General features: G+C 71.7%; 21 protein-coding genes. 10 read left to right on the forward strand and 11 right to left on the reverse strand.

Annotated features, from left to right (window positions below):
- Positions 1 to 143: 143 nt before the first annotated feature.
- Positions 144 to 533 (forward strand): hypothetical protein, encoded by a 390-nt coding sequence (locus ABFJ78_RS25820; RefSeq protein WP_436388939.1) that lies wholly within the window; start codon positions 144 to 146, stop codon positions 531 to 533.
- Here ABFJ78_RS25820 and ABFJ78_RS25825 read toward each other — a convergent pair.
- Positions 527 to 1,861, reverse strand: a complete 1,335-nt coding sequence (locus tag ABFJ78_RS25825; protein ID WP_436389026.1) for a pyridoxal phosphate-dependent decarboxylase family protein — start codon at positions 1,859 to 1,861, stop codon at positions 527 to 529. The two genes, ABFJ78_RS25820 and ABFJ78_RS25825, sit on opposite strands and share 7 nt — an antisense overlap.
- A 113-nt stretch (positions 1,862 to 1,974) precedes the next feature.
- The gene (locus ABFJ78_RS25830) at positions 1,975 to 2,559 is read right to left on the reverse strand and encodes a YdeI/OmpD-associated family protein (protein WP_436388940.1); all 585 of its coding nucleotides are present in this window, start codon (positions 2,557 to 2,559) and stop codon (positions 1,975 to 1,977) included.
- Positions 2,560 to 2,643: 84 nt separating this feature from the next.
- On the opposite strand from ABFJ78_RS25830, the gene ABFJ78_RS25835 reads away from it, so the two are divergent.
- Positions 2,644 to 3,177 (forward strand): GNAT family N-acetyltransferase, encoded by a 534-nt coding sequence (locus tag ABFJ78_RS25835; RefSeq protein ID WP_436388941.1) that lies wholly within the window; start codon positions 2,644 to 2,646, stop codon positions 3,175 to 3,177.
- Here the strand turns inward: ABFJ78_RS25835 and ABFJ78_RS25840 are convergent.
- Together ABFJ78_RS25840 and ABFJ78_RS25845 are read right to left on the reverse strand one after the other, a co-directional pair.
- On the reverse strand, positions 3,167 to 3,634 hold the full coding sequence (locus ABFJ78_RS25840) for a nitroreductase family deazaflavin-dependent oxidoreductase (RefSeq protein WP_436389027.1): 468 nt from the start codon (positions 3,632 to 3,634) through the stop codon (positions 3,167 to 3,169). The genes ABFJ78_RS25835 and ABFJ78_RS25840 overlap by 11 nt on opposite strands.
- Positions 3,635 to 4,149: 515 nt before the next feature.
- Positions 4,150 to 6,066 carry a glycosyl hydrolase family 28-related protein gene (locus ABFJ78_RS25845; RefSeq protein WP_436388942.1) on the reverse strand — a complete coding sequence of 639 codons (1,917 nt, stop codon included), beginning with the start codon at positions 6,064 to 6,066 and terminating at the stop codon, positions 4,150 to 4,152.
- Positions 6,067 to 6,199: 133 nt separating this feature from the next.
- On the opposite strand from ABFJ78_RS25845, the gene ABFJ78_RS25850 reads away from it, so the two are divergent.
- From ABFJ78_RS25850 to ABFJ78_RS25865, 4 genes are all read left to right on the forward strand, one after another.
- A complete protein-coding gene (locus ABFJ78_RS25850) occupies positions 6,200 to 6,829 on the forward strand; it encodes a class I SAM-dependent methyltransferase (protein WP_436388943.1) in 630 nt (209 codons plus the stop codon).
- Between the two features lie 105 nt (positions 6,830 to 6,934).
- Positions 6,935 to 8,116 carry a PucR family transcriptional regulator gene (locus ABFJ78_RS25855; protein ID WP_436388944.1) on the forward strand — a complete coding sequence of 394 codons (1,182 nt, stop codon included), beginning with the start codon at positions 6,935 to 6,937 and terminating at the stop codon, positions 8,114 to 8,116.
- Between the two features lie 31 nt (positions 8,117 to 8,147).
- The gene (locus ABFJ78_RS25860; protein ID WP_436388945.1) at positions 8,148 to 8,627 is read left to right on the forward strand and encodes a DUF2975 domain-containing protein; all 480 of its coding nucleotides are present in this window, start codon (positions 8,148 to 8,150) and stop codon (positions 8,625 to 8,627) included.
- Positions 8,627 to 8,833, forward strand: a complete 207-nt coding sequence (locus ABFJ78_RS25865) for a helix-turn-helix domain-containing protein (RefSeq protein WP_372664394.1) — start codon at positions 8,627 to 8,629, stop codon at positions 8,831 to 8,833. Before ABFJ78_RS25860 ends, ABFJ78_RS25865 begins: the two co-directional genes overlap by 1 nt.
- 9 nt (positions 8,834 to 8,842) lie before the next feature.
- On the opposite strand, the gene ABFJ78_RS25870 is transcribed toward ABFJ78_RS25865, so the two are convergent.
- Positions 8,843 to 9,331: a hypothetical protein gene (locus tag ABFJ78_RS25870; RefSeq protein ID WP_436388946.1), complete on the reverse strand. Its 489-nt coding sequence runs from the start codon at positions 9,329 to 9,331 to the stop codon at positions 8,843 to 8,845.
- A 273-nt stretch (positions 9,332 to 9,604) separates the two neighbouring features.
- Between ABFJ78_RS25870 and ABFJ78_RS25875 the strand changes: the two genes are divergently transcribed.
- Positions 9,605 to 10,678, forward strand: coding sequence for a DUF3068 domain-containing protein (locus ABFJ78_RS25875; RefSeq protein ID WP_436388947.1), 1,074 nt, complete (start codon positions 9,605 to 9,607; stop codon positions 10,676 to 10,678).
- 1 nt (position 10,679) lies between these two features.
- On the opposite strand, the gene ABFJ78_RS25880 is transcribed toward ABFJ78_RS25875, so the two are convergent.
- Entirely contained in the window at positions 10,680 to 11,375 is a 696-nt protein-coding gene (locus ABFJ78_RS25880; protein ID WP_436388948.1) for a class I SAM-dependent methyltransferase, read from the reverse strand.
- Between the two features lie 151 nt (positions 11,376 to 11,526).
- Here ABFJ78_RS25880 and ABFJ78_RS25885 point away from each other — a divergent pair, with 151 nt between their 5' ends.
- Complete coding sequence (locus tag ABFJ78_RS25885) at positions 11,527 to 12,666, forward strand: glycosyltransferase family 4 protein (protein ID WP_436389028.1); 1,140 nt, start codon at positions 11,527 to 11,529, stop codon at positions 12,664 to 12,666.
- A gap of 87 nt (positions 12,667 to 12,753) precedes the next feature.
- On the opposite strand, the gene ABFJ78_RS25890 is transcribed toward ABFJ78_RS25885, so the two are convergent.
- Genes ABFJ78_RS25890 through ABFJ78_RS25900 form a run of 3 tightly spaced genes read right to left on the reverse strand, consistent with a single transcriptional unit; the run spans position 12,754 to position 15,675 of the window.
- Entirely contained in the window at positions 12,754 to 13,803 is a 1,050-nt protein-coding gene (locus ABFJ78_RS25890) for a hypothetical protein (RefSeq protein ID WP_436388949.1), read from the reverse strand.
- A 3-nt stretch (positions 13,804 to 13,806) separates the two neighbouring features.
- On the reverse strand, positions 13,807 to 13,989 hold the full coding sequence (locus tag ABFJ78_RS25895; RefSeq protein WP_372664388.1) for a hypothetical protein: 183 nt from the start codon (positions 13,987 to 13,989) through the stop codon (positions 13,807 to 13,809).
- 3 nt (positions 13,990 to 13,992) lie between these two features.
- Positions 13,993 to 15,675, reverse strand: coding sequence for a hypothetical protein (locus tag ABFJ78_RS25900; RefSeq protein ID WP_436388950.1), 1,683 nt, complete (start codon positions 15,673 to 15,675; stop codon positions 13,993 to 13,995).
- A 70-nt stretch (positions 15,676 to 15,745) separates the two neighbouring features.
- Here ABFJ78_RS25900 and ABFJ78_RS25905 point away from each other — a divergent pair, with 70 nt between their 5' ends.
- Positions 15,746 to 16,948 (forward strand): lipopolysaccharide biosynthesis protein, encoded by a 1,203-nt coding sequence (locus ABFJ78_RS25905; protein WP_436388951.1) that lies wholly within the window; start codon positions 15,746 to 15,748, stop codon positions 16,946 to 16,948.
- A gap of 845 nt (positions 16,949 to 17,793) precedes the next feature.
- On the opposite strand, the gene ABFJ78_RS25910 is transcribed toward ABFJ78_RS25905, so the two are convergent.
- Positions 17,794 to 21,804: an alpha-(1->3)-arabinofuranosyltransferase domain-containing protein gene (locus ABFJ78_RS25910; RefSeq protein WP_436388952.1), complete on the reverse strand. Its 4,011-nt coding sequence runs from the start codon at positions 21,802 to 21,804 to the stop codon at positions 17,794 to 17,796.
- A 133-nt stretch (positions 21,805 to 21,937) separates the two neighbouring features.
- On the opposite strand from ABFJ78_RS25910, the gene ABFJ78_RS25915 reads away from it, so the two are divergent.
- Positions 21,938 to 22,588, forward strand: coding sequence for a class I SAM-dependent methyltransferase (locus ABFJ78_RS25915; protein ID WP_436388953.1), 651 nt, complete (start codon positions 21,938 to 21,940; stop codon positions 22,586 to 22,588).
- Here ABFJ78_RS25915 and ABFJ78_RS25920 read toward each other — a convergent pair.
- Positions 22,582 to 24,324: a hypothetical protein gene (locus tag ABFJ78_RS25920; protein ID WP_436388954.1), complete on the reverse strand. Its 1,743-nt coding sequence runs from the start codon at positions 24,322 to 24,324 to the stop codon at positions 22,582 to 22,584. The genes ABFJ78_RS25915 and ABFJ78_RS25920 overlap by 7 nt on opposite strands.

Genomic DNA, 24,324 nt, shown 5'->3' on the forward strand with positions numbered 1-24,324 from the left:
CTTTCCCTTCCGGCCTGCGGACTGGGTGGCGCGCTGAGGCTAACAGGTCCAGACCACTGGGGACCAGGGCGAAACGTTGTGGTCAAAGGTTTCGCGATGACACCGCGGCCCGGCGCGAATTCACGGCGTGGCATGATCGGCCGATGACCGAGTTCGGCTGCGCCCGCTGCTCCGGCGAAGACGCCCTCACCGCGCTGGCCTTCTGCACGACCCGGCTGCGCGAAACCCACCGCCTGGTCGAACAGTCCCACTTCGGCATCTCGCTGCGCGAATGTCCGGAGTGCCGCCAGGGGTTCGCCGCGATCTTCACGGAGTTCGTCGACCGGTCCGGCGAGGACGCGCAGTACTTCGACTTCGTCCCGCTCACCCCGGCCGAGGTGACATCGTTGGCAGCGCAGGGTTCCCGGGTCGACCTCGTCCGGCTGGGCGCGCTCGGCAGCGTCCGGCGGCGGCTGTCGTCGAGCTGGCCGACCGGCGCGGAGAAGCGGATCGGCTGGCGGACGGACCCGCTTTCGGTGCGCGAAGGCTACTGAGCGGCCAGCCGGAGGATCGCCGCGGCCGAGCGGTCGACGTCCTCCTCCGTCGTCGTCCAGCCGGACACCGAAATCCGCAGGTACCGGCGGCCGCGCCAGGTGGTTCCGCCGAGCCAGCAGGTGCCGTCGCGCTGAACGCGGTCGATGATCGTGTCGGTGTCGTCCCCGAAGGACACGAGGACCTGGTTGAGGACGACGTCGTTCGCGATCTCGGCACCGCCGTCGGCGAGGGCCGCGGCGAAGCGGCGGGCCAGCCGGCAGCAGCGGTCGACGAGCTCGGCGACGCCGTCGCGGCCCAGTTCCCGCAGCGCGGCCCAGACCGCGAAGCCGCGGGCGCGGCGCGACGACTCCAGCGTCAGGTCGCCCATGCCGGACACCTCGCCGGCCCCGGTCAGGTAGGCGGCGCGGTAGGCGATCGTCTCGGCGTGGACGTCCGGGCGCGCGCAGAAGACGAAACCCGAGTCGTACGGGACGTTCAGCCACTTGTGGCCGTCGCACGCCCAGGAGTCGGCCAGCTCGACGCCGTCGAGGAGGCTCGCGGTCTTCGGGTTGGCGGCGGCCCACAGGCCGAAGGCGCCGTCGACGTGGATCCACGCGTTCTCCGCGACCGCGCGGGCGGCCCGGATGTCGTCGCAGGCGCCGGTGTTCACGTTGCCCGCCTGCAGGCAGACGATGGTGGGTCCGTCGACTTTGGCCGCGAGGTCGTCGATGTCGATGGCACCGTCCGCTTTGGCCTTGACGGGTACGACGGCCCGGGTGCCGAACCCGAGCAGCCGCAGTGCGCGGTCGACGGTGGCGTGCCGTTCCTCGCTCGCGACGACGCGGACGCGCGGGGCGCCGGCGAGCCCGTCGCGCTCGACGTCCCAGCCGGCTTCGGCGAGCACGTGGTGCCGGGCGGCAGCCAACCCGACGGTGTTCGCGGCCTGCCCGCCGGTGACGAAGCCGGCGGACGCGGTGGCGGGGAGGCCGAGCAGCTCCTTGAGCCAGTCCCCGGCGGCCTGTTCGGCGGCGGCCGCGGCCGGGGAGAGGACGGCGTTGAACGCGTTCTGGTCCCAGCCGGCGGCGAGGACGTCGGCGGCGGTCGCGGCGGGCAGCGCGCCCCCGATGACGAACCCGAAGAACCGCGGCCCGGCGGTGGCGACCAGCCCGGGCTCGGCGGCTTTCGCGAGTTCTTCGAGGACGGTCGCCGGCGGGGTCGGTGCGTCGCGCAGCTGCCCGAACCCCGCGCGGAGGGTTTCCGGGTCGACGGGCCGGGCGACCGGGCGGTCTTCGAGGCCGGCCCGGTGGTCGGCGGCCAGCTCGGCGGCGCGGGCCAGGAGGTCACGCAGTTCGTCCACAGGGCGACTGTAGGCCGCGAGGAGCGGGATGGCTGGCGGTTTTCGCCTCGGGGCTCGCCCGCAGGCCGCGCCGGGAGCACGCCGCGTTCAGGCCGCCGCTCTCGCTACGCCGCTTTCGGGTGGGCGGCCCGCCGGTTCTCGCGCGCCAGCTCGACCGTCCGCTCGATCCGCCGCTTCCGGGTCTCCGGGCGCTTGGCCTTCGCGATCCACTCCAGGATCAGCCGCCGCGACGACGGCGGGAACCCCTCGAAACACGCCCGCGCCACCGCGTCCCCGTCGAGCGCCGCCCGGAGATCGTCGGGGATCACTCCGTCCTGGGCCTCGGCCAGCGCGTCCCACGTTCCCGTCCGGCGGGCGAGGTCGACCACCGCCTGGCCCGCCGGGGTCATCAGGCCCGCCGACGTCAACCGGGCCACCCGCTCGCGGTTCACCCGGCTCCACGTGCTCTTCGGGTTCCGCGGCGTGAAGCACAAGTACGTCGACTCGGCGTCGCGCCGGAGCGCCTTGCTGTCGATCCAGCCGAAGCACAGCGCCTGCTCCATCGCCTCGGCCGGCCGGACCCCCGGTGCCGAGCTGCCCTTGCGGCGGATCACCAGCCACGCCGCCGGCACCCGCGCGCCCGCCAGCCACTCGCGCCACCCCGCCGCCGACGTGACGTCCACCACCGGCAAACCACCCAAAGTCTCCATGCCCTCATCGTCCGGCGTTAAGTGTTCATCTTGTGCGCACTTTGCCCGGGAACAATCCCGGGCCGCCCGGCGTAGCGTCCTGGTATGGAGACCCCGCTGAGCACCGACCGGCTCGTGATCCGGGACTGGACGGTGAACGACGCCGAAGCCGCGTACGACATCTACGGCGCGGAAGACGTGACGCATTGGCTGACCCCGGCCATGGACCGCGTCGGCGACATCGGCGCGATGCGCGCGGTGCTGAACGCCTGGCAGGAGGCGCAGCCGAACCTGCCGCCGCCGCGCGGGCGCTGGGCCGTCGAGCGCAAGGAGGACGGCGTCGTGATCGGCGGCCTCGGCATCCGCCTGCTGCCGCCGTTCGAAGAGGACCTCGAGCTCAGCTGGCAGCTCGCCCCCGGCGTCTGGGGCCAGGGCTACGCGTCGGAGGCGGCGACCGCGCTGATCGAGTGGGCGTTCACCCAGGACACCGAAGAGCTCTTCGCCGTCGCGCGGCCCAACAACACGCGTGCGATCGCCGTCGCCAAGCGGCTCGGCATGCAGTGGGTCGGCGAGACCGAGAAGTACTACAACCTGCGGCTGCAGGTGTACCGGATCCGGCACACCGACCTCATCGACTGACCGGCTCCAGCAGGAACACGCGGATTTCGCGGTCGCCGGCGCGCACGGCGTAGCGGTCGTACGCCGGCCAGTACGACGCGACGGCGTCCCACATCTCCTGGCGTTCGTCGCCGGTCAGGAGCCGCCCGGTGACCTCGACGGTCCGGCCGCCGATCGCGACCGTCGCGGCCGGCCGGGCCAGCAGGTTCGCCGACCACGCCGGATGCGCCTCGCCGCCCCAGTTCGAGCCGATGACGACGTACCCGCCGTCGCGCTCGACGTAGAGCAGCGGCACCTGCCGGGGCTCACCGCTGCGCCGGCCGACGGTGGTGAGCAGCAGCGTCCGCAACCCGACGGCCGCACCGACCCCGACCCGGCCACCGGTGACCCGCAGCAGCACCCGGTCGGCCGGCACGAGCGCCCGCCCGAGCACCGCGAACGCCCTGCTTTTGCCGAACCCGGCGAAGACACCCCGCAAACCAGCCACAGCGAAACCCTAGCGGTCCCGGTCCGGCGCCGCCCCGATGACGTGAATGAGTCATTCACGTCGTCTGGCGACATGAATGAGTCACTCGTGTCGCCTGGGTTCCGGCAAAGTCAGGTCAGCACGGCCGATCCGGTCGCCCGCACGTCATGAACGGGTCGTTCACCTCGTCAGACGACATGAACGACCCTTTCATGACATCGCCGCGACGCCGGGCCGACCGCGCGGCCACGACGGGGCCGGAACCCGGTCACCCGACGACATGAATGAGTCACTCGTGTCGCCTGGGTTCCGGCAAAGTCAGGTCCGCACGGCCGATCCGGGCGCCCGCACGTCATGAACGGGTCGTTCACCTCGTCAGACGACATGAACGACCCTTTCATGACATCGCCGCGACGCCGGGCAGACCGCGCGGCCACGACTTTGCCGGAACCCGGTCACCAGACGACATGAATGAGTCATTCATGTCATCTGGCGACATGAATGAGTCATTCACGTCGTTTCGGCGGTCACCACCCCGACGGCGGCGGGGGCGGCACGACCGGCGGCCGGTCGTCGCAGGTGATCGTGTTCGGCAGGAGCCACGGCGCCAGCCAGCCTTCATTACCGCCGAGGTCGGTCAGCGCGAACTCCGACCCCGTGGCCGGGAAGTTGAACGACCCACAGTTGTTCACCCCGACCGCGCCGACGTTGCGCGCCGCCACGTTCCGGAACGACGCCGAGCCCGCCGACCGCGCGCTGAGCACCGACGTCCCGGTGCCGTCGACGCGCAGGTCCGCGAACCGCAGCCCGCTGATCGAGTACTTGTCCTTCACCGGGAAGTCGCTGACCAGCATGATCGCGTTGTAGGTGTTGTCGAGGAAGTGGTCACCGGTCACCGAGATGTCCGCGGCGATGTCCTTTTCCAGTGCGTAGAACCAGATCGCGCCGAGCCCGATCTTCCAGTTCAGCTCGAACGTCCCGGCCCGGACGGTCGTGTTGTCCGCGATCCGCAAGCCGCCCCCGAACGCCTCCGCGCCGAACCGCGAGCCGACCTGGATGGCGCTGCCCTCGCGGATCGGGTCGGCGATCAGGTTCGCCGAGACGACGTTGTCCACGCCGCCGTAGAGCGCGATCCCGTTGGCCAGCACCGGCGTCTGGACCGTGTTGTGGTCGAACGTGTTCCGCGCGTCCTGCGCCTTCTCCGACCACATGGCCAGGCCGTCGTCGCCGGTGTTGCGCAGGAAGTTGTTCGCCACCACCGAGTCCGTCACTCCCGTGTGGAAGTTCAGGCCGTCGGCGATCTGGTCGGCGATGACGTTGTTCGTGATCCGCGTGCGGGACATCGGCCCGTCGAACCACAGGCCGACCTTGGTGTGGTGCAGGTACAGGGAGTCCACAGTGGAGTCGCTGAGCGCGCCGCCGATTGCGTTGACCTGGTCGGTGTCGACGCGTTCCCGGACGTCGCCCTCGATCGCGAAGCCGGACAGGTGCACGTTGTGGCTGCTCTCGGCCTTGCCGTAGATGCCAACGCCGTGCCCCTTGACGATCGTGTACCAGCTGCCGGCGCCCTCGATCGTGACGTCGTCGACGACGACGTGCCGGTCGACCCGGTAGGTGCCGGGCGGCAGGTACACCTTCAGGTGCGCGCGCCGCGCGAAGGCGATGGCCCGGTCGAGGGCGCCGGCCGAGTCGCGGTGGCCGGTCGGGTCGGCGCCGAAGAGCAGCGCGTTGGCCGCGAAGGGCAGCACACGCGGCGGCGCGACGAACTCCGAGTCGAGCAGGTCCACGACCGTCCAGGCCGCGCCCGCCGACGCGGTGAGCCGGACCTTGGCGCCGGCCGGGTAGGACGAGCCGAGCAGGAGCCGCTGCTCGTCGTAGAAGTGCGTGGGGCGGAACGGTTTCGCGAGCACCGGCGCGGGCGTGGTCGCCGCGGGCACGCACGAGCACTCGGTGATCCACCAGTCCGGGTGCAGCAGGTCCGCGGCCGGGTCGTTGCTGAACGGGTACTGGTTGTACAGCCAGGAATATTGCGAGGTCAGTGTCATCCGCTGCCGGTGCGAGCCGTTCACGGTGACGTCGAGCGGCGCGGTGATCCCGCCGCCGCGCGGGGCGTCCGGGATGCTGTAGCGGACGGTGATCGCGTTGGCCGCGGCCGGCAGCGTGAACTCGACGTACTGGCCCGGCGCCAGCCGGACGGCCCGGCGGCCCGACGCCTCCGACGGCAGCGTGTAGGCCGAGCGGTCCGGCCCGATCACGGCGCCGTCGGTGCGCGCGTTCTCCGCCTCCTGCTCGAGGAACGGGACGTCGGCGCCGCGGCCGGCGACCAGCGCGGGGTCGAGTGCCGCTCGCGTCACGACCGGCCGGTCGGCGGCGGCCGCCGGTGCGGCCACCGACACGAGGGCGGTGACCGCGACGAGCGCGGCTCCGAAGGTGCGTCGCGACATCCAGGGCCTCGTTTCGCCGGAGGGACTGCGGCGGAAGATTAAGTCACCCTCGCGGATCAAACAAGACTTTGCCCTGAAATTGCAAGAACAAGTCGATTCCTTGCGAAAGCCGACTGTCTGGCAGGGTGGGCGCATGACGCGCCCCGAAACCGCCGCCGAAGTGTTCGACGCCCTCGGCACGGACTACGAACACGCCTTCCGGAACCTCGCCGAGCAGCGGGCCGCGCTCACCGCGCTGGCCGAGCAGCTGCCGGCCGGAGCGACCGTGCTCGACCTCGGCTCCGGCACCGGACGTCCGACCGCGGACGCGCTCGCCGCGGCGGGCTACGCGGTGACCGGCTACGACGTCGCGCCGAAGATGGTCGAGATCGCGCGCGCCCAGGTGCCGGCCGCGCGGTTCGAGGTCGACGACATGCGCGAGCTGACCTTCGAAGCCGGCTCGTGGGACGCGATCACGGCGTTCTTCTCGATGCTGCAGCTCCCCCGCGCCGACCAGGAGACGATGCTCGGCCGGATGGCGGCATGGCTGAAGCCCGGCGGCTTGCTCGTCTTCGCCACCGTGCCCGCCGACGTGGACGGCGTCGACATCGTCTTCATGGGTCACGCGGTCCGCGCGAGCAGCTTCGACGCCGAGACCCTGCAGGAAAAACTTCGCGCCGCCGGCCTGGAGATCGTCCGCGAGGAGCAGGCGATGTTCGTCCCGGATCACCCCGAAGCCGGGCCCGAGCCGCACGTCTACCTCACCGCGCGCCGGCCTTCGTGAGTCGATCGTGGCGTCAACCCCTCACCGGGCCGATTCACCCGGCGGACATGAATTTTGCTCAAGTTCGTGCATGTCCCGGGCCGGGGACCCGAGCTAAAGTGAGGAATGGGCATCGAAGCTCCAGCCAGGCCGGTACCTCGCGAACACCGCGAGCTCGTGCGCGAGATGCTGGCCAGGCTGCCGGAGTTCGCCGACCGCCTCGCCCGGCTGCTGAGTGAAGAGGACGAGTTCTACCGGCAGGTCGACCACGTCGCGCCGGACGAGCTGCGGCAGGTCTGCCGCGCCAACCTCGAACGCGCGCTGACCGCGCTGGCCGAGGGCCGTGGCCTCGCCCTCGACGCCGCCCGCAAGACCGGGCTCGTCCAGGCGCGGCAGGGCATCCCGCTGCCGGCGGTGCTGCGCGCCTTCCGGATCGGCGGCACGTTCGTCTACGAAGCCCTGCTGGAGCTGGCCGGCCCGGAGTTCCTCAACCCCACCCGGACGATCGAGATCAACTCCTACGTCTGGAAGGCGATCGACCTCTACTCCGACGCGCTGACGACGGCGTACGAAGAGGTCGCGGCCGAGCCGTCGCGCGCCGACGTGCGGCTGCTCGACGACCTGCTCCGCGGCCGGCTCGCGAGCCAGGCCGACATGGAGGCCGCCGCCCGGGAGCTGGGCCTGCCGACCGCGGGCATGTTCGTCGCGGTGGTCACCGAGCGCGTCGAGCCCGACGAGCACGACACGGTCGAGGCGTTGCTGCGGGCGCGTCGCTGGCGGTCGGCGTGGCGGCCGGGCGGCGAGGCCGGCCTGGTGGCGATCGACCGCATCGAGGACGTCCGGCGGCTGCGCGAAGTCCTGGGTTCGCTGCCGGTCGCGGCCGGGATGAGCAAGCCGTTCAGCGGCTTCCCCGACGTCCCGGACGCGCTGCACCGGGCCCGGATCGCGCGCCGCTCGCTGCCGTCGGGGACGGCCGGCGTCGTCGTGTTCGGCGACTCGCCGGTGACGACGCTGGTCGCCGCGGCGCCGGGAATGGCCCGTGACGTCGTGCGCTCGGCACTGGCCGGCGTGCTCGCGCTGCCGGATGCGGAGCGGAAAGTCCTGCTCGACACGCTGCTCGCATGGTTCGCCGGCCACGGCTCGGCGAAGGAGGCCGCGGACCGCTTGTTCGTGCACCCCAACACCGTCCGCTACCGGCTGCGCCGCGTGCAGGACCTCACGAAGCGCGACCTGACCGACCCCGTCGACGTCGGCGAGCTGTACGTCGCGCTGGAGTCGGTACGTCTCGATCCCGACTCGACCGATTGACTTTCGATAGATATCGAGCGATAGTCGGCGCATGGTTTTCGAGAAGTGGGCCGTTCGCGCGCTCAGAGTGTTCCTCGTCGTGCTCTTCGGCGTCCTCGTCGTGTTCCAGACGCTGTCGCTGCCGGGCGGGATCGCCTACCACACGCAGCAGAACCCGCACGACGCTCCGCTGCGCTGGCCGTTGACCGCCATCGCGGTGTTCCTCGTGCTGTGCGTGCAGGTGGTGCTCGTCGCGACCTGGCAGCTGCTGACGCTGGTCAAGAAGGACCGGATCTTCACCACCGCGTCCCTGAAGTGGGTCGACCTGATCGTCTGGGCCATCGCCGCCGCGTGGCTGGTGTTCGTCGCGATGCTGCTCTTCGTCGGCTTCAACGCCGACGACCCGGGGATGCCGATGCTGCTGTTCCTGGTGACGGTCGGGATCACCGTGCTCGGCCTGCTGATGGTGGTCATGCGCGCCCTGCTGCGCCAGGCCACTACGCTGCGGTCCGACATGGAAGCGGTCATCTGATGGCGATCGTCGTGCGCATCGACGTCGAGCTGGCGAAGCGCAAGATGAGCGTCGGGGAGTTCGCCGAGAAGGTCGGGCTGACGCCGGCCAACGTGGCGGTGCTGAAGAACGGGCGGGCGAAGGCGGTGCGGTTCAGCACCCTGGAAGCGATGTGCCGGGTCCTCGGCTGCCAGCCCGGCGACCTGCTGGAGTGGGTTGACGAGTAGGGCTGGTCGCTAGGCCGCGTCCGCTTCGACCAACCGGGCCAGTTCCAGCAACGTCCCCTCGAAGCCGGGACCGGCGGTGAGCGCCACCGTGAGCGGACCCCCGCGCCGGTCCGTGCCCACCGGGAGCGTCACCGCCGGCTCCGTCCACTGGGGACGGTCCACACCGGCCGAAACCACCACGTCGGGCCGGGCCGCCGGGCGGCGGCCGCCCGCGTCGAGGTCGAGCACCACGTTGCCGTGCAGGGAAAGCAGCGCCGCCACGTCGGCGACGGCGTCGCGCAGCTCGCGGTCGGCGATCGAGTCCGAATGGGCGCCGATCGCCGCGCGGGAGGGCTCGCCGCCGAGCCTCGGCACGATCACGCCGAGGTCGCCCAGCGTGCAGGCGAGCGGCCGGATGCCGGGCACGCCGGCCAGCGGGTCGATCAGCGTGATCCCCGCGCTCGCGGCCGCCGCCACGATCCGGGCCCGCCAGCGCGCGGTGGCCGCGATCGCGACCATCGAGGGGTCCTGGGGCAAAAGGGATTCTCTCCTTTGCGGTCCGGCGCGGCGGAGTTCGGATCGTCCGATGGTGGGCCCGTGCCCGTTGTGCCCGGGAACAAACTTGGTTGGTCGCTTGCGCCGAACGGCGGCGCACATGCGACCTTCCGGTGGCACCGGGTGTCTGTGACCGCCGGTCACACTTTGACGCGCGGCGTGGCGCGGGCCACTATCCGCAGCACTGATTACCGCCGGGTAATTTGTGCTGTCGACGAAGACGACCCAGGAGGACCGTTGCGACGTGCTTTCGGCCTGATCTTGCTGGCACTGGGCGTCTTCGCCGCCGCCGGGGCGGTGCTCCTCCCCACCTACGTCTACCCGAAGCTCGCCAAGGTGCCGCTCGACCAGGACTCGACGTCGGTGCTCGAGGGCACCGCGAGCAAGGTCCTCGCCGTGACCGACGACGGCTCCGGCCCGGTCTCGAACATCCGTGAGAACGCCAAGCTGACCGCGGTGGCGCACGTGCAGGCGAACTTCGCCGCGCCGGAGATGCACGCGGACACCGACTACGCGGTCTGGCTGCTCGCGGTGCAGGTCACCGACGACGCCGACGGCACGGTGCTCAGCGCGAGCAAGCGGCAGGTCTGCTTCGACCGGCGCACCGGCGAGGGCTACGACCCGCGCGGCGCGACCGACCCGTCGTGCGCCGCCAACAGCAGCTACGTCACCGAACTGAAGGACAAGGCCGACAAGGACGGCCAGAAGCCGCCGGAAACGAACGTCGAGAAGGCGCAGCCCGGCCTGAACTTCAAGTTCCCCTTCGGCACCGAGCAGAAGGACTACAAGGTCTACGACGACAACACCGGCGCGGCCGTCACCGCGCGCTACACCGGCACCGAGACGGTGAACGGGATCGAGACCTACAAGTTCGTCCAGGAGATTCCGGACACCAAGCTCGACTCGAAGAAGGTGCCCGGTTCGCTGGTCGGCTCCGATCAGTCCACTGTGGACGCCGACCTCTACTACCGCGGGGTGAACACGCTGTGGGTGGAGCCGGTCACCGGGATCGAGGTCAAGCAGCAGCAACAGCAGCACCAGGAGCTGCGCGTCGGCACGGGCGGCAGCTCGACGGTCGTGTTCGACGGGACGCTCGCCTACAACGGCAAGACGATCTCGCAGATGGTCGACCAGGTGAACGCGAACAAGGGCAAGCTGGAGTTCCTGTCGAGCACCGGGCCGCTCTGGCTCGGCATCGGCGGCGGCGTGCTGATCCTCGTCGCGATCTTCCTGCTCGCCCGCCGTCGCCCGGCCGAGCCACCGGCCCCGCCGCAGCGGCGGCACCGGGTGCCGGTCGGCGCGGACCGCTGAGTCACTTCTTCCGCAAGACCAGAACCAGATTCCACGACGCGATTTCGCGAAGGCCGGGAATCCGTACGATCCACATCGCCCAGCTCGGGTGGTAACGCGGATACCCGGCCACCAGATCGGCGAGCGGCGTCGTCTTCGCCCAGCGGAGTGCGGCGCCGACCGAAACCGGGAACAGGCTTTCGCCGAATTTGTTCTTCGGCTGCTTCCCCTCTTTCCGGGAATACCGCTGCCGGGCGTAGTACCCGCCGAGGAAGTGCCACGGCGCGGTCTCGTGGCCGCCCCACGGGGAGAACCACGGCGTGAACGACGCGAAGACCGTGCCGCCGGGCTTGGTCACCCGGCACATCTCGTCGAGCATCACCCACGGCTCGCTGACGTGCTCCAGCACGTTCGACGAGTAGCAGACATCGACGGATCCGCTGCGCACGGGCAGTTCCGTGCCGCTGGCGCGGATCATGTTCTCGCCGGGCTCGCCGCGCGCGGACAGCTCGCCGACGTCCGGGTCGAGGCCGAGGTAGACCGCGCCGGCCGCGCGGAAGGCGTCGGAGAAGTACCCCGGCCCGCCGCCGACGTCGAGCACCGTGCGCCCGGACAGCGGAGTGTGCGCCGCCAATTGCCGGACCGAGTCGGCGGCGAGCGCGGAATAGAAGCCGTCCGGGTCGCTCTGCTCGGTGAGGAACGTGCGGAAGAGCGTCACGGAACGGCCGAGCGTGGCCCGGTGCGGCCGGTCGACAACAGAATTACCTACCATTGAACCGTCGCTTTCCCGATTACGTTCATCTACTGTGTACGCACCGGTAACCTAGCATCGTCGCTACAGTTTGGATAACCCGATGGAACGACCTCGCGTGCTCCTCGTCAACTGGCGCGACACCGGCCACCCCGAAGGCGGCGGGTCGGAGCGGTACGTCGAGCGGATGGCCGAAGGGCTCGCGAGAGCCGGGTACCGGGTCGAAATCCAGTGCGCCGCCTACCCGGGCGCGACCGCCGGCGAGTGGCGCGACGGCGTCCGCTACCGGCGCCGCGGCAACAAGTTCGGCGTGTACGTCCACGCGTTGCGCGCGATTCGCCGAGCCCGCGCCGACCTGGTGGTCGACGTGCAGAACGGCATGCCCTTCTTCGCCCGGCTGGTCGCCGGGTGCCCCGTGCTGGTGCTCGTGCACCACGTCCACAAGGAACAGTGGATCAGCGCGCTCGGCGAGACGCTGGGCCGGGTCGGCTGGTGGATCGAGTCGCGGCTGGCGCCGTGGCTGTTCCGGAAGTGCCGGTACGTCACGGTTTCCGAGGTCACCAAGGCCGAGCTGGCCGGGCTGGGCGTCGAACGCGCGCGGGTGGCCGTGGTGCCGAACGGGCTCGACGCGCCGCCGGCGTGCGCGTCCGAACGGGACGCCACGCCCACACTGGTCGCGGTGAGCAGGCTGGTGCCGCACAAGCGGATCGAGCACGCCATCGACGTCGTCGCGCGGCTCGCGCGGCGGTGGCCTTCGCTGAAGCTCGAGGTGGTGGGCCAGGGGCCGTGGGACGAGGTGCTGCGCGAGCACGCGGCTTCGCGCGGGGTCGCCGACCGCGTGGTCCTGCACGGCTGGGTCGACGAGCACGCCAAGCACGAGATCCTCGCGCGGTCGTGGCTGCACCTGTGCCCGTCGGTCAAGGAGGGCTGGGGCATCGTCATCATGGAGGCGGCGGCGCACGGCGTGCCGTCGGTCGCCTACCGCGCGGCCGGTGGCGTGGCCGAGTCCATTGTGGAGGGCCGCACCGGCCTGCTCGCGGACGACTTCGAGGACTTCACGGCCCAGGTGGACGGCCTGCTCGCCGACGGGCTGCGGCGGGCGGAGATGGGGTTGGCCGGAGCCGAGCGGGCCGGGATGTACAGCTGGGACGCGAGTGTCGGGCAGTTCGAGGCGCTGGTCCGCGACGTCTCCGGGGTGCCGGCGCCCCGGCCGCGCGTCCTGGGTCAGGTGGCACGGGGCCGGGTACTGGCTTCGTGACCGAACGACGTGAATGACTCATTCCTGTCACCAGACGACATGAAAGGGTCATTTATGTCGCCAGACGACATGAAAGAGTCGTTCATGTCATCGCCGCGGCGCCTGCTCCCGGACCGCGGTGCGGAACTCCTCCACCAACCGCGCGGCAGCCGCCGCGTCAAAGTCCTTCCGACGGGCCCGCACCGTCACCGTGGTGACCTCCCCGGTGGTCGCCGCGCCGAACGCCACCCCTGACCGCCCGCTCGCCGCCGGGTAGAACGCCAGCGAGCGCACGGAATCCCCCGTGGACACCACGCCCAGGTTGGACACCAGGAACGTCGAGCCGAGCCGGCTCGCCAGCAGCCGCGTGCCCAGCCGGGCGAGCCTGCTGCTGCGGGCCGGGAAGTCGGGCTCCGGCGGCTGGGCCGCCAGTACCGCGGCGACGTCCGCGCCGGGGCGCAGCCGCAACCGGAAGAACGCGCTGTCGTGCACCGGTTCCGGCGCGGCCCCGGACCGCCACGACGCGCCCAGCGCGGCCACGACCCGCGCGGTACGGGTGCCGTGCGCGCCGTTCCAGCGTTCGGTGGCGCGGGCGGCGGCCGCGACGAACCCCGCCGCGCCCAGACGCAGCCGTGGCTCGTGCCGGGCGCAGAAGACGTCACCTGACGCCGTTGAGGCCCGGTCCGGCGCGATCCGGCCTGGCGGCGCGAAAAGCGCCTCAGCGAGCCGCTGGAGGGCCGAAACCACAAAGGGTTTGCCGCCGGTGCGTGCGCCGATCCCCTTCGCACCCGAAGAAACCGGGACGTCGAGCAGGATGCCCAGCAGCGAAAGCAGACCGAGACCGTCGAGGGCGCCGTGGTGCGCGGCCACGAGAAGGGTCGACTCACCGACGGCGACGCGCAGGAGCGGCGCCCCGCGTTCGTAGGGCGCCGAAGCGAACCGGTCGCGGGTGGACGGCAGGTCCGTGGCCGGCTCGATTTCCGGCACGGCACCGAGGTGCGGGTACTGCTGCACGGCGGCCGCCAGCCGGGCGCGGAGCTTCTCCGGTTCCGGTGCGGCCGTGCCGAGTTCCGCTTCGAGGAAGATGCTCCAGGAAACGGTGGGGTCGCCGTAGAGCCCGACGACGCGGTGGGCGTGGTCGGAGGCGAGCCGGGTCACGCGTCAGCGGTCCCCGTAGATCTTCCCGGGGTGGTCGGCCGGGTTGTACTTCACCTGCGCGTTCAGCTTTTCCTGCACCTGGGCGGAGCTGTCCGGGTCCGCGCCCTTGGTGAGGGCGAAGCCCGCTCCGGTCGCGAGACCGCCTCCGAGGATGACGGCGGCGACCACGCCGATGACCGTGCCCACGTGTCACTCCTTCCGCGGCGGGGAATTCCTGCCGCGGCCCAATGTACGCATCGGTAACATGCGGCACAACAGTGCGACGCACAGCGACGCGAGCGCTACTCCGTTTGCCACCAAGGCGGGCGTCCACGAGATCGCTTTCACGGCCGGCACACCGGGGGTCCGGTAGAGCGTCAGCCAGTCACCGGACCACACCGGCGTCGCGTCGGCGAGCAACCGCTTGTCGACGTCGCCGGGTGTCCCGCGCTCGACGACGATCCAGCCGACGCCCGCCTCCGTCAGCTCACGCGCGGACGTCGCGGCCCGGACGTCGCCGATGCGCGGGTCCTCGCCGGCGATGCGGTCGGCTCCCACTTGGAGGGTGTCGTCCATCAGCACGGGTCTCGGGAGGACGCGCGGCGCCGGGTCGAGCTGCGTGCGGTCGTCGTTCCAGGCGAACCCGCGGAACGCCGACAACGGCAGCGTCAGCACGTCGCCGGGGCGGTCACCGAGCACTTCGGACACTGCCTGCCAGTCCGCCGGGTAGCGCACGGTGGCGAGCCGCCCCCAGCCGCCCCACGCCAGGTCGGGCAGCGTGAGCAGGGGGAAGACGGCCGCCGCGGTCACGAGCGCGACGCGTCCGCGCTCGGTCTTGAGTTTCGCCGCGGCGACCTCGATGGCGAGCGCGAACCCCAGCGCGAGCGGCAATGCCCACCAGGCGGCCCATTTCTGGGCGTCCCGCAGGAGTCCCGCACCGGGCAGGTGGCGCGTGGCGGCGGTCAGCAACGCCTCCCCGCCCGGCAGCGTCGCCAGTGACGCCAGCAGCACGCCCGCGACACCGAGGGCGAACAAGGAGCGCGCCGGCGCCTTGCCCCAGCGCTGCGTGAGCGGCTTGAGACCGGCCACCGCGATGGCGACGACGACGAGCGTCAGCACCGGGACGAGCGGCATGGCCCGGCTGCCGGGAACCGTTTCGGAGTTCCAGATCCCGCCGAGACCGAGGACGCTGAGCAGCGCGGGGCCCCAGCTTTCGGCGCGGGCGCTGAACGCCGTGACGCCGGCCGGGTCGGAGTACGTGCCACCCGCGTTGAGGAACGTCGGGACCAGCCACGGCAGGTTGAGCACGATCGCGATGGCGAGCGTCTGCCACAGGCGGCGGGAACCGGCGGCGACGGCCATGACGACGGCGGCGAGCACCCCACCCGGCGGCGTCAGGACGGCGGGCGCGCAGGCGATCACGAGTCTCGGCAACGCGTTCGGTTCGTGCTTCCGCGCGGCGAGCCCGGCGCGGACGATCCAGGGCAGGGCCGCATACGTCAGGAGCAACGGCCAGTGCCCGATGAAGAGCCGCTCGGCGACGTACGGCGTCCAGGCGTACGCGGTCGCGGCGACGAGCCGCGTGCCGAGGTGTTCGGTCGGGACGAGCCGGCCGGCGCCCTGCGCGGCGGCGAAAACGGCCAGCAGCAGCACGATCTTCTGGACGATGTCCCCGGGCAGCACGGTCGTGGCGAGCGCGACGGCGGCGTCGGCGGGGACGGACCGCGGCAGCGTGCCGCCGATCCCGAACGCGTCCGGCACGAAGTACTGGCGGGGCGCGAACACCATGTCGTAGCTCAGCACGAACCCGCGCCCGAGCAGCGGCGCGCAGACGGCGAACGCGAGCAGGACGGACACCACGGGGAGCGCGAGCCGTCTGCCCGGTGCGTCCACTGCCCTTCCTTTCCGGTGTCCGCGCGGTTAGGGTCCCTGGAAATTACCCGCCGGTAATGGGAGCCCGCCGTTGAGCGTAGCCACCGAAGAGCCGGCCCGGACCGGCAACCGGGTCGCGGCGATCCTCGTCTCGCTCGCGCTCGCGGGCAACAACGCGGGCAGTTACGTGCTGAGCCTCGCGGCCGCGCGGATCCTCGCGCCGGGGGCCTTCGGGGAGCTGAGTTCGCTGCTCGCGGTGCTGGTCATCGGCGTCGTCCCGGCGATGGGGCTGCAGACGGTGGTGGCCCTTCGGGTCGCGCGCTCGCCGTCGCGGGCGCACGGTTCGCTGTTCGCCCTGGGGCTGATGACGAGCGCGATCGTCGCGACGGCGGCGTTGACGCTCAGCCCGTTGCTGGTGCTCCTGCTGCACCTGGGGTCGCTGACACCGGCGCTGCTGGTGACGGCCGCGCTCGGGCCGTTGACGCTGCTGGGTGTCTTCCACGGCCTGCTGCAGGGCGCCCACCGGTTCGCGGTGCTGGCCGGCCTGATCGCGCTGGAGGGGCTGGGGAAGGTCGGCGGCTCCCTGGTGGGTCTTCTGGTGTCGGGCTCGCCCACGGGCGCGCTGGCCGGGACGGCGCTCGGGTCGCTGGCGGTGGTCGCGGCGGGCTGGTGGGTCTGCGGCCGCCCGCGGCCCCGCTGGGCCGACCGGCACGGCGTCGAAGTACTCCATACGGCGCAAGCGATGCTGGCGCTGGTGCTGCTGGTGAACCTGGACCTGGTGCTGGCGCGGCACACGCTGCCGTCGTCGTCCGCCGGGGAGTACGCGCTCGGGGCGATCGTCACGAAGATCGCGTACTGGCTGCCGCAGGCGGTGGGCGTGCTCGTGCTGCCCCGGTTCGCGGCGTCTTCCGGGCGCCGTCGGGTGTTGCCGGTGGCGTTGGCGGTGTGCGCTTTCCTGGACGCGTTCGTGCTGCTGGCTTCGTTGGTATTGGGACCGTCGTTGCTGGGGCTGATCGGCGGTGCGCGGTACGCCGGGAGCACGATGCCGGTGTGGCCGTTCGCGTTGGCCGGGTCGATGCTGGCGTTGGTGCAGATCCTGCTGTACGCGCGGTTGGCCGACGGGGATCGCCGGGTCGCGGTGCTGATGTGGGCGGCCGTGGCGATCGAGACGGTGCTGATCACGGCTTGGCTGCACGGATCGGCTACCCAGGTGGTGACGGTCGCGGCTTGCTGCGCGGGCGGGTTGGCGGTGGCCGGCGCGGTTCTGGAGGTGCGGGCGCGCCAGACGACATGAACGACTCTTTCATGTCGCCAGACGACAGGGCTCCGGCAAAGCCGGGTAGTGCGATGCTCCGGCTGGCACCACCGCCCGCGGAACGCTGGGCCGAAGGCGCTTCGGCGGGATGCCGAGTTTCGGTGGTCATGAACGACTCTTTCATCGCATCCGGCGAGGTGAACGACTCGTTCATGACGTCGCCGGCCGCCGGACCGGCCGCGCCGATCCGACTTTGCCGGGCTCCTGGCGTCGGACGCGATGAACGACTCGTTCATGCCATCCGCCGAAGGCCGCCTGAACGACTGACTGCCCACAGCCTCACCACAAAGGCCGACGCCAAAGGCGAGAGGCCCCCGAGAACAGACACCGACGAGAACCCAGACTCCCCCGCACCCCGATCCGAAGCCAGAACACGGCCGGCAGCGCCGGGTCAAGGCATCTTTCCCGCCTTGACGCGGTGTTGCCGGCCGTAGTCACAATGACAGCTTCGGGGTGCCGGAAGGCGCTTCGACAGGACAGCTGTCCCCGCCCCCGCCCCAAACGCCATGAATGACCCATTCAAGTCACCTGACGCCAGGGCTCCGGCAGCCGGGCGATGCTCCGCCTGGCACCACCGCCCGCGGAACGCTGGGCCGAAGGTGCTTCGGCGGGATGCCGAATTTCGGTGGTCATGAACGACTCTTTCATCGCATCCGGCGAGGTGAACGACTCGTTCATGACGTCGCCGGCCGCCGGACCGGCCGCGCCGATCCGACTTTGCCGGGCCCCCGACGCCGGACGACATGAACGACCCTTTCATGTCGTCCCCGGCCTGAGCAGCCCCCGTTTTCCACGCTACCGGGAGGCACCGACAGTTTCCTCGGCTAACTCGCGGGTTCGGTCGGGTTGTCCTTGCGGGTGAACCAGTCCACGCACGTCGCCACCATCGCGGCCGCCGCCAGCAGCAGTGCCGCCTGGGTCACCGGGCCGTACGCCCACTCCTGGCCGTGGCCCAGGATCCGGCCCGTCACCGACACCGCCGCCGCCACGGCCATCCCGCCGAACGCGAGGTAGCGCGGCGCCCGGTCCCAGAACTGGCGGGCCAGCAGGCACGCGATCAGCAGCACCACCGGCAGCATCCCGCCCAGCGCCACCAGCAGCCCGATCAGCACCACCGGCACCGCGGCCCCGCCGGGACGCACCGGGAACGACCGCCGCCGGGCCGGCCAGCAGACGCCCACCAGCAGCAGGAACACCGCCACCGCGCCCACCAGCAGGGAAATGCGGTACGCCGAGTCCGGCGTGAACGACAGCGTCACCACGCCGCCCGCGCCGGCCGGGACGATCCACGCCTGCTGCCAGCCGTCGACGCGGGTGCGGGCCAGCTCGCGTCCGTCCATTGTGGCCACCCAGCCCGCGTTCGCGTTCTCCGGGACCGCCAGCACCGCCTCCGCGCCGGGGGCGACCGTCACCGACCGCGAAGCCGCGTCCCACTTCCCCACCTGCACCGCGCGGTGCACGGGCGGAGCGGACTCCACCGCGGGACGCAGCCACAGGTCCTGCACGACAAACGAGTCCGACCGGTCCGTCCGCAGTTCGTGGCCGCCGGACGGCAGCGAGATCCCGCCTTCGGAATCCCGGCACATCCGCAGCTCGAGAGGCCGGTGCGCGGTGATGTCGGACAGGGTTCCCCGCACCGACGTCCGGTAGTCCAGCCCGTCGAGGTGGACGTTCGGCCCGGACCCGCACGGGATCGTGAACGCGGGGTCCGGCCCGGGCAGGAGCCCGTCGGTGCCGGCCAGCTCCAGGCTCCCGATGCCCACCACGGCCCGCGCGGCCGGGTCGTCGTCGTCGCCCGGCAGCACGAGCTGCAGCTGGTCGGTGTCCAGGGGCTCGAAGGACGCCGACCCGCTCGCGTCGAGCTGGACCGTGCGCGACCCGGACTTCCCCACCAGCTCCACCTGCTTCGGCGCCCGCGCGCCGCTCGCCGGCGCGACCCCGATGTGCAGCCCCGAAATCCGCTTCGGCGCGCCCCAGCCCAGGGTCAGCGCCGGGCGCAGGTCGGTGACGTCGGGGCGCCACGTCGTGCCCGCGTCGCCGTCCACCGCCGCGAACCCGCCGGCCGCCGGGTCGCCGCCCAGCTGCGACGTCGACGCCACCGTGACCCCCGGCAGCGCGACCGGGTTCTTGCCGCCGCCCGCGGGCAGCACCGTGCCGCCGACGAGGAACGTCTGCTCGGCCGGGGTGCTGAACAGGCGCCGGAGGCCGTCGGGTTCCTCACCGTCGCGGGCCGCGGACGCGTCGCAGCGCACCGCGCCATCGGCGGGCAGGCAGGCGTACCGCGGCTGGGCGCCCCGCGTGAACGCGAACCCGGGCGCGGGCCCGGCGGGCAGGTCGGCCGGGACCTCCAGCGCGCGCTGCGGTTCCGTGTCGGGGATCTTCAGCTCGGCGATGCCGACGTTGCCGTCCTGCCGCCCGACCACCAGCGACAGCAGCGTGATCCGCACCTTGCGCGTCACGCCCGCGGCCACCGCGTAGGTGTGCGGCCCGGCCCCGCGGATCACCTGCTGGTCGACCGAGCCGTTGTCGGTGGTGATCCGGACCCGCGTGGCCGGCCAGCCGACCCGGAGGTCGTCGACCATCTCCAGGTCCACCGAGTTCACCAGCCGCGGTGTGTCCAGCTCCACCTCGAGCCACTGGCCGATCGGCCCGGTGAACGACGACGAGCGCCACGACGTGCGCGGGTCGCCGTCGATCGCCGCGAACGGCTGGTGACCCGGGTCGGACCCGCCGAACGCGTCGGCGAACGACGCGGCCGTCGACGCCGTCACCGCGCGGATCCCCCGGTAGGCGGCGACGGTCTGGTGCTCCTCGCCCGGGAACGGCAGCACGTCCCCCGCCGCGCGCTGCTGCCGGAACGCCTCGCCGGCGGTGAGGGTCTGGCTGAGGTTGTCGCGCACGCCGCCGACGTTCCGCTCGGCGCGGCGCAGGCCGTCGGTCACCAGCCGCGGACCGCCGGGTGAACCGCCGTCGCCGGTCAAGACCGTCGGCGTCGACGGGGCGAGCTGGCCCGAATCGATCAGCGGGAGCAGGTTTTCCGGGCCGCCGCTGACCGTCGGGACGTCCGTGGTCGCCGTCGCCGTCGCGAGGGGCACGGGCTTGCGCACCTCGTAGATCTCGAGGGGCCCGAACTCCGCCGCCTTGCCGATGCCGGGTGAGCCGGCCAGGCCGGCGCGCAACGTCGCGATCGGCGGCGCGGTGGTCCGCTCGCGCTCGATGTCGTTGCGCAGCAGCAAGAACCGGTAGCCGGACCGGGCGAGCAACGCCGCGAGACCGGGGTCGCCGCGGCCGTCGGCCAGCGCCGCGTCGACCGAGTCCATCAGCCGCGTGTTGCCTTCGGAGCCGAGCGGCACCTGGTTGCGCACCGCCCACGGGCTCCTCGCGATGGCCTGCGCGGGTTCGTCGACCGTGCGGCCCCACTCGTATTCGCCGAACCCGGTGGCCGGCAGCAGCAGTGTCCGCGCGTTCGGGTCGGCCTTGGCGACGTAACCCATGGCGTCGTACCAGTAGCCGGGAACCTCGTCCCAGCCCGGCCCGGAGCGCAGGTTCAGCAGCCACGCCGGCGCGGCCATCACGAGAACCAGCAAGAGACCCAGCGCGGGCCGCAGGAACCGGCGCGCCGACTTCACCCGGCCCGGACTCGCGATGCCGTGGACGAACGCGAGCATCAGCGGCAGCCGCAGCACCGGCTCGAACTTGTGGACGTTGCGCAGCGGCGCGAGCGGGCCGTCGAGCAGGTGCCGGACCTGTTCGGCCAGCGGGCTGTCGAGCGTGCCGACGTACCCGATGGTCAGCAGCGTCAGCCCGGTGAGGACGCCCAGCACGAGGAACCGGCGTTCCGGCAGGCCGCGGCGGGTCAGGCCGAGCAGGCCGACGCCGGCGACGAGCCCGGTCGCGAGCATCAGCACCGGGTTGTCGATCAGCGACCAGCCGCCCGGCCACCACGGCGTGCCCTGCACGACGTAGGCGACCCACTGGTTGGTCCCGCGCAGCACCTCGAACAGCGACATCGGCGCGGTGGTGTTCGTCGCGGACTCGATGTAGTCCAGGAACGGCAGGCTGTACTCGCCGAGCAGCAGCAGCGGCAGGATCCACCACAGCGTCGCGCCGACGACGAAGACGAACCACCACAGGACGAGTTCGACGTGGTGGCGCGTCCACCTGCGCGTCAGCAGCCACAGTCCGGGCAGGACGAGCGCCATCACGACCATCGCGCCGTTGACCCCGCCCATGCACAGCACCGCGACGGCCGACAGCCCGGCGGCCCGCCGCGGCGAGCCGATCGTCCCGGCCCGCACCAGCGGCACCAGCACCCACGGCAGCAGCACCGCGGGCAGCATTTCCGCGGACAGACCGCCGATTTCGGTCAGCATGCGCGGCGCGAGCGCGTACCCGAGCGCGCCGATCAGCCGCGTGCGTTCGGTGCCGAGCTTCATCGCGCGCGCCAGCAGCAGAGCGCCGCCGAACGCGGCAGACAGCAGGATCGCGCCCCACAGCCGCTGCGCGATCCACGCCGGCATCCCGACCGCCTGGCACAGCGCGAAGAACGGGCCCATCGGGAAGAGGTAGCCGTACGCCTGGTTCTGCAGCTCCCCCGCCGTCGCCTGGGGGTTCCACAGGTGCAGCGCGCGGCCGAGGAACGCGAGCGGGTCGACGGCGAGGTCGAGCTTCGTGTCGAACGTCGTCTTGCCCGGCATCTGCAGGAACGACACCGTGGTCAGCGCCAGCACGATCCAGGTGCTCGGCCGGCGGAAGAACGCGCCCACCGAGAACTTCCGGGCACCGCTCGAGGGCGGGGCGTCGTCCCGGGACCGTTCGCGGGTGGCGGTTACCATCCGGTAGATACTAGGCCGAAACCTGGCTACCATGTGCCGACGATTTTGTTGGGTCCCCCGAACTTCTGGCAGGTGCGCCATCTCCTTCGAATTCGAAGACGCCTGGGCTCTGGCCGAGCCGGTCAAGGGCTGGATGACGCGCGCGCAGGGCGAAGCGCTCTGGGACGCGGTGTGCCGCCTGGAGAAGGGCGACGTCGTCCTGGAGATCGGCAGCCACCAGGGCAGATCCACGATCGTCCTCGGCGCGGCGGCGCGCACGGTCGGCGCCACGGTGATCGCCGTCGACCCCTTCGTGGACGGCCGCCTGTTCGGCGGATCGCCGACGCGGCAGCTGTTCGAGCGCAACATCCGGCAGGCCGGGCTGGACGACGTCGTCGAGCTCGTCGCCGGTTACAGCACGGAACTGCGGCCTGACTGGGACCGGCCCCTACAGCTGCTTTACATCGACGGCAAGCACGACTACTGGACCTACACCGACGACCTGCGCTGGTCGGACCACCTGCCGCCGGGCGCGGAAATCCTGGTGCACGACTGCTTTTCCTCGATCGGCGTCACGCTCGGCACGATCGCGAAAGTCCTCTTCGGACGCCGGTACACCTATGTGGACCGCGCGACGTCGCTGGCGCGGTTCAAGCTCGCGCCACCGTCCACGGCGGACCGCCTGCGTGTGCTGGCGCAGCTGCCGTGGTTCGTGCGCAACGTCGTGCTCAAGGTGCTGCTGCGCCTGCGGTTGCGGCCGCTCGCGCGGCTGCTCGGGCACGACAGTCCGTACGACCCCTACTGAGCAACCGGTTTCCCGACCTCGACCTTCGCCACGCACACCGGCGCGCCCGGGCTCGACAGCTGCAGGCCGATGTGGTCGAAGAGACCGTCGACCGGCAGGTACAGCGAGTGCAGCCCGGCCTGGAACCACACCGGCGTCCGGTCGACCAGGCCTTCGCCGCCGTCCGAGGTGAAGTAGTCGATCTTCAGCAGGTGCCGGCCGAGCACCGGGTTGTCCAGCGGGACGCGCACGAGCGTCTCGCCGACCGTGTACCCGCAGTTCGGCACCGGCCCCGGCACCCCGTGGGAAACCGCGTCGACCCCGGTGATCGCGTGCGGCGTGCCGGTGGCGTCGAGCAGGTGCATCCGGTTCGTCGGCTGGTCGAAGTGCGTGCCGGGGATCAGGCCGGCCACGCGGGACGCCTGGGAGTCCACCCCGAACCACTCGTGGACCACATCGGACGGCACGAAGGTGTCGTAGAAAACGAGATCGGGGTCGTCGGCGACGGCGGCCCGGACGTTGCCGAGGTACTGCGCGGAATGCCCGAAGCGCAACGCCGGCGCCAGCCCGGAGAACCCGATCGCGGAACTGACGAGCAAAAGCACGCACACGGCTAGCGCGATCGGCCGTTCACGCTTTCCGCCGGACGGCGCAATTTCCCCCGGTCGCAGAAACGCGAACGCTCCACAAAGGGCGGCCGCCAGCACCAGATCGGCGACGTACCGCGGATCGTCGCCGGCCGACGGCCCGACTTCGCGCAGCCGGGTCAGCGCCAGCAGCCCGACGTCCACCGCGAACAGGGCCGCGAGCAGCGCCCACGCACCCCACGCGCGCCGGCCGCCGATCCGCACCCCCGCGAGCACCACGGCGATCGCGGCGACGAGCAGCGCGACGACCACCGCGAACGGCGACGCCGCCCAGGTCGCGCCCGCGCCGGCGCCCGACCACGGCCCGCCGGCCAGGCCCGGCAGCAGCGTGTCGCCGAGCATCCGGCCGGTCAGGTCGGCGACCGTGCCGGCGGACATCGGCTGCGCACCGGTCCCGATCTGGCTCGCCGTCAACGCGAAGTAGCCGCCCACGAACGCGGCCAGCAACGCGGCGTGGCCCGCCCAGTAGCGAATGTGGTCCCGGAAGGACCGTCCGAGCAGGACGGTCACGCCGGCCAGCAGCACCGGGATCAGCGCGGCCTTCTCGTAGAACGCGAGGCCGAACAACGTCCAGGCGAACGCGCCGATCCACCACCGGCCGCCGCCGTCGAGGTAGCGGACGTGCGCGTGCAGCGCCCCGGCCGCGGCCAGCACGACCGGCACCAGCTGGACGCCGAACGACCACCACAGCGTCGGGACCAGCAGCAGCGTCGAGGCCGTGAACACGGTGAACGGCACCAGGATCGCCCACCGGCGACCGAAGCAGCGCACCAGCACGCACCAGAACAGCACCGTCGCGACGGCCCGCATCAGCAGCAGCGGCGCCATGAGCAGGGGGAAGTTCAGCGGCGCCCACCAGGTCAGCACCGCGGCGAGGAAGAACCCGCCGGGCTGCAGGTGCCCGTGGTAGTCCTGGAAGAGGTAGCCGAGGTCGAACGGCCCGGCCGCGGCGGCCCGGTAGGTGACGACGAAGTCGTCCTGCGCGAAACTCCCGTGCAACGCCGCCCAGGCGTGGAACGCGAACGGCACCACGCCGGCGACGAACGCCACGAGGACCACAGTGGACGGTCTTCGCGTCACCCGTGGTGCGGGCTTTTCGGTCTCCACCAA

It is taken from the genome of Amycolatopsis sp. MEPSY49, from assembly GCF_051337345.1.
Taxonomy (GTDB): domain Bacteria; phylum Actinomycetota; class Actinomycetes; order Mycobacteriales; family Pseudonocardiaceae; genus Amycolatopsis.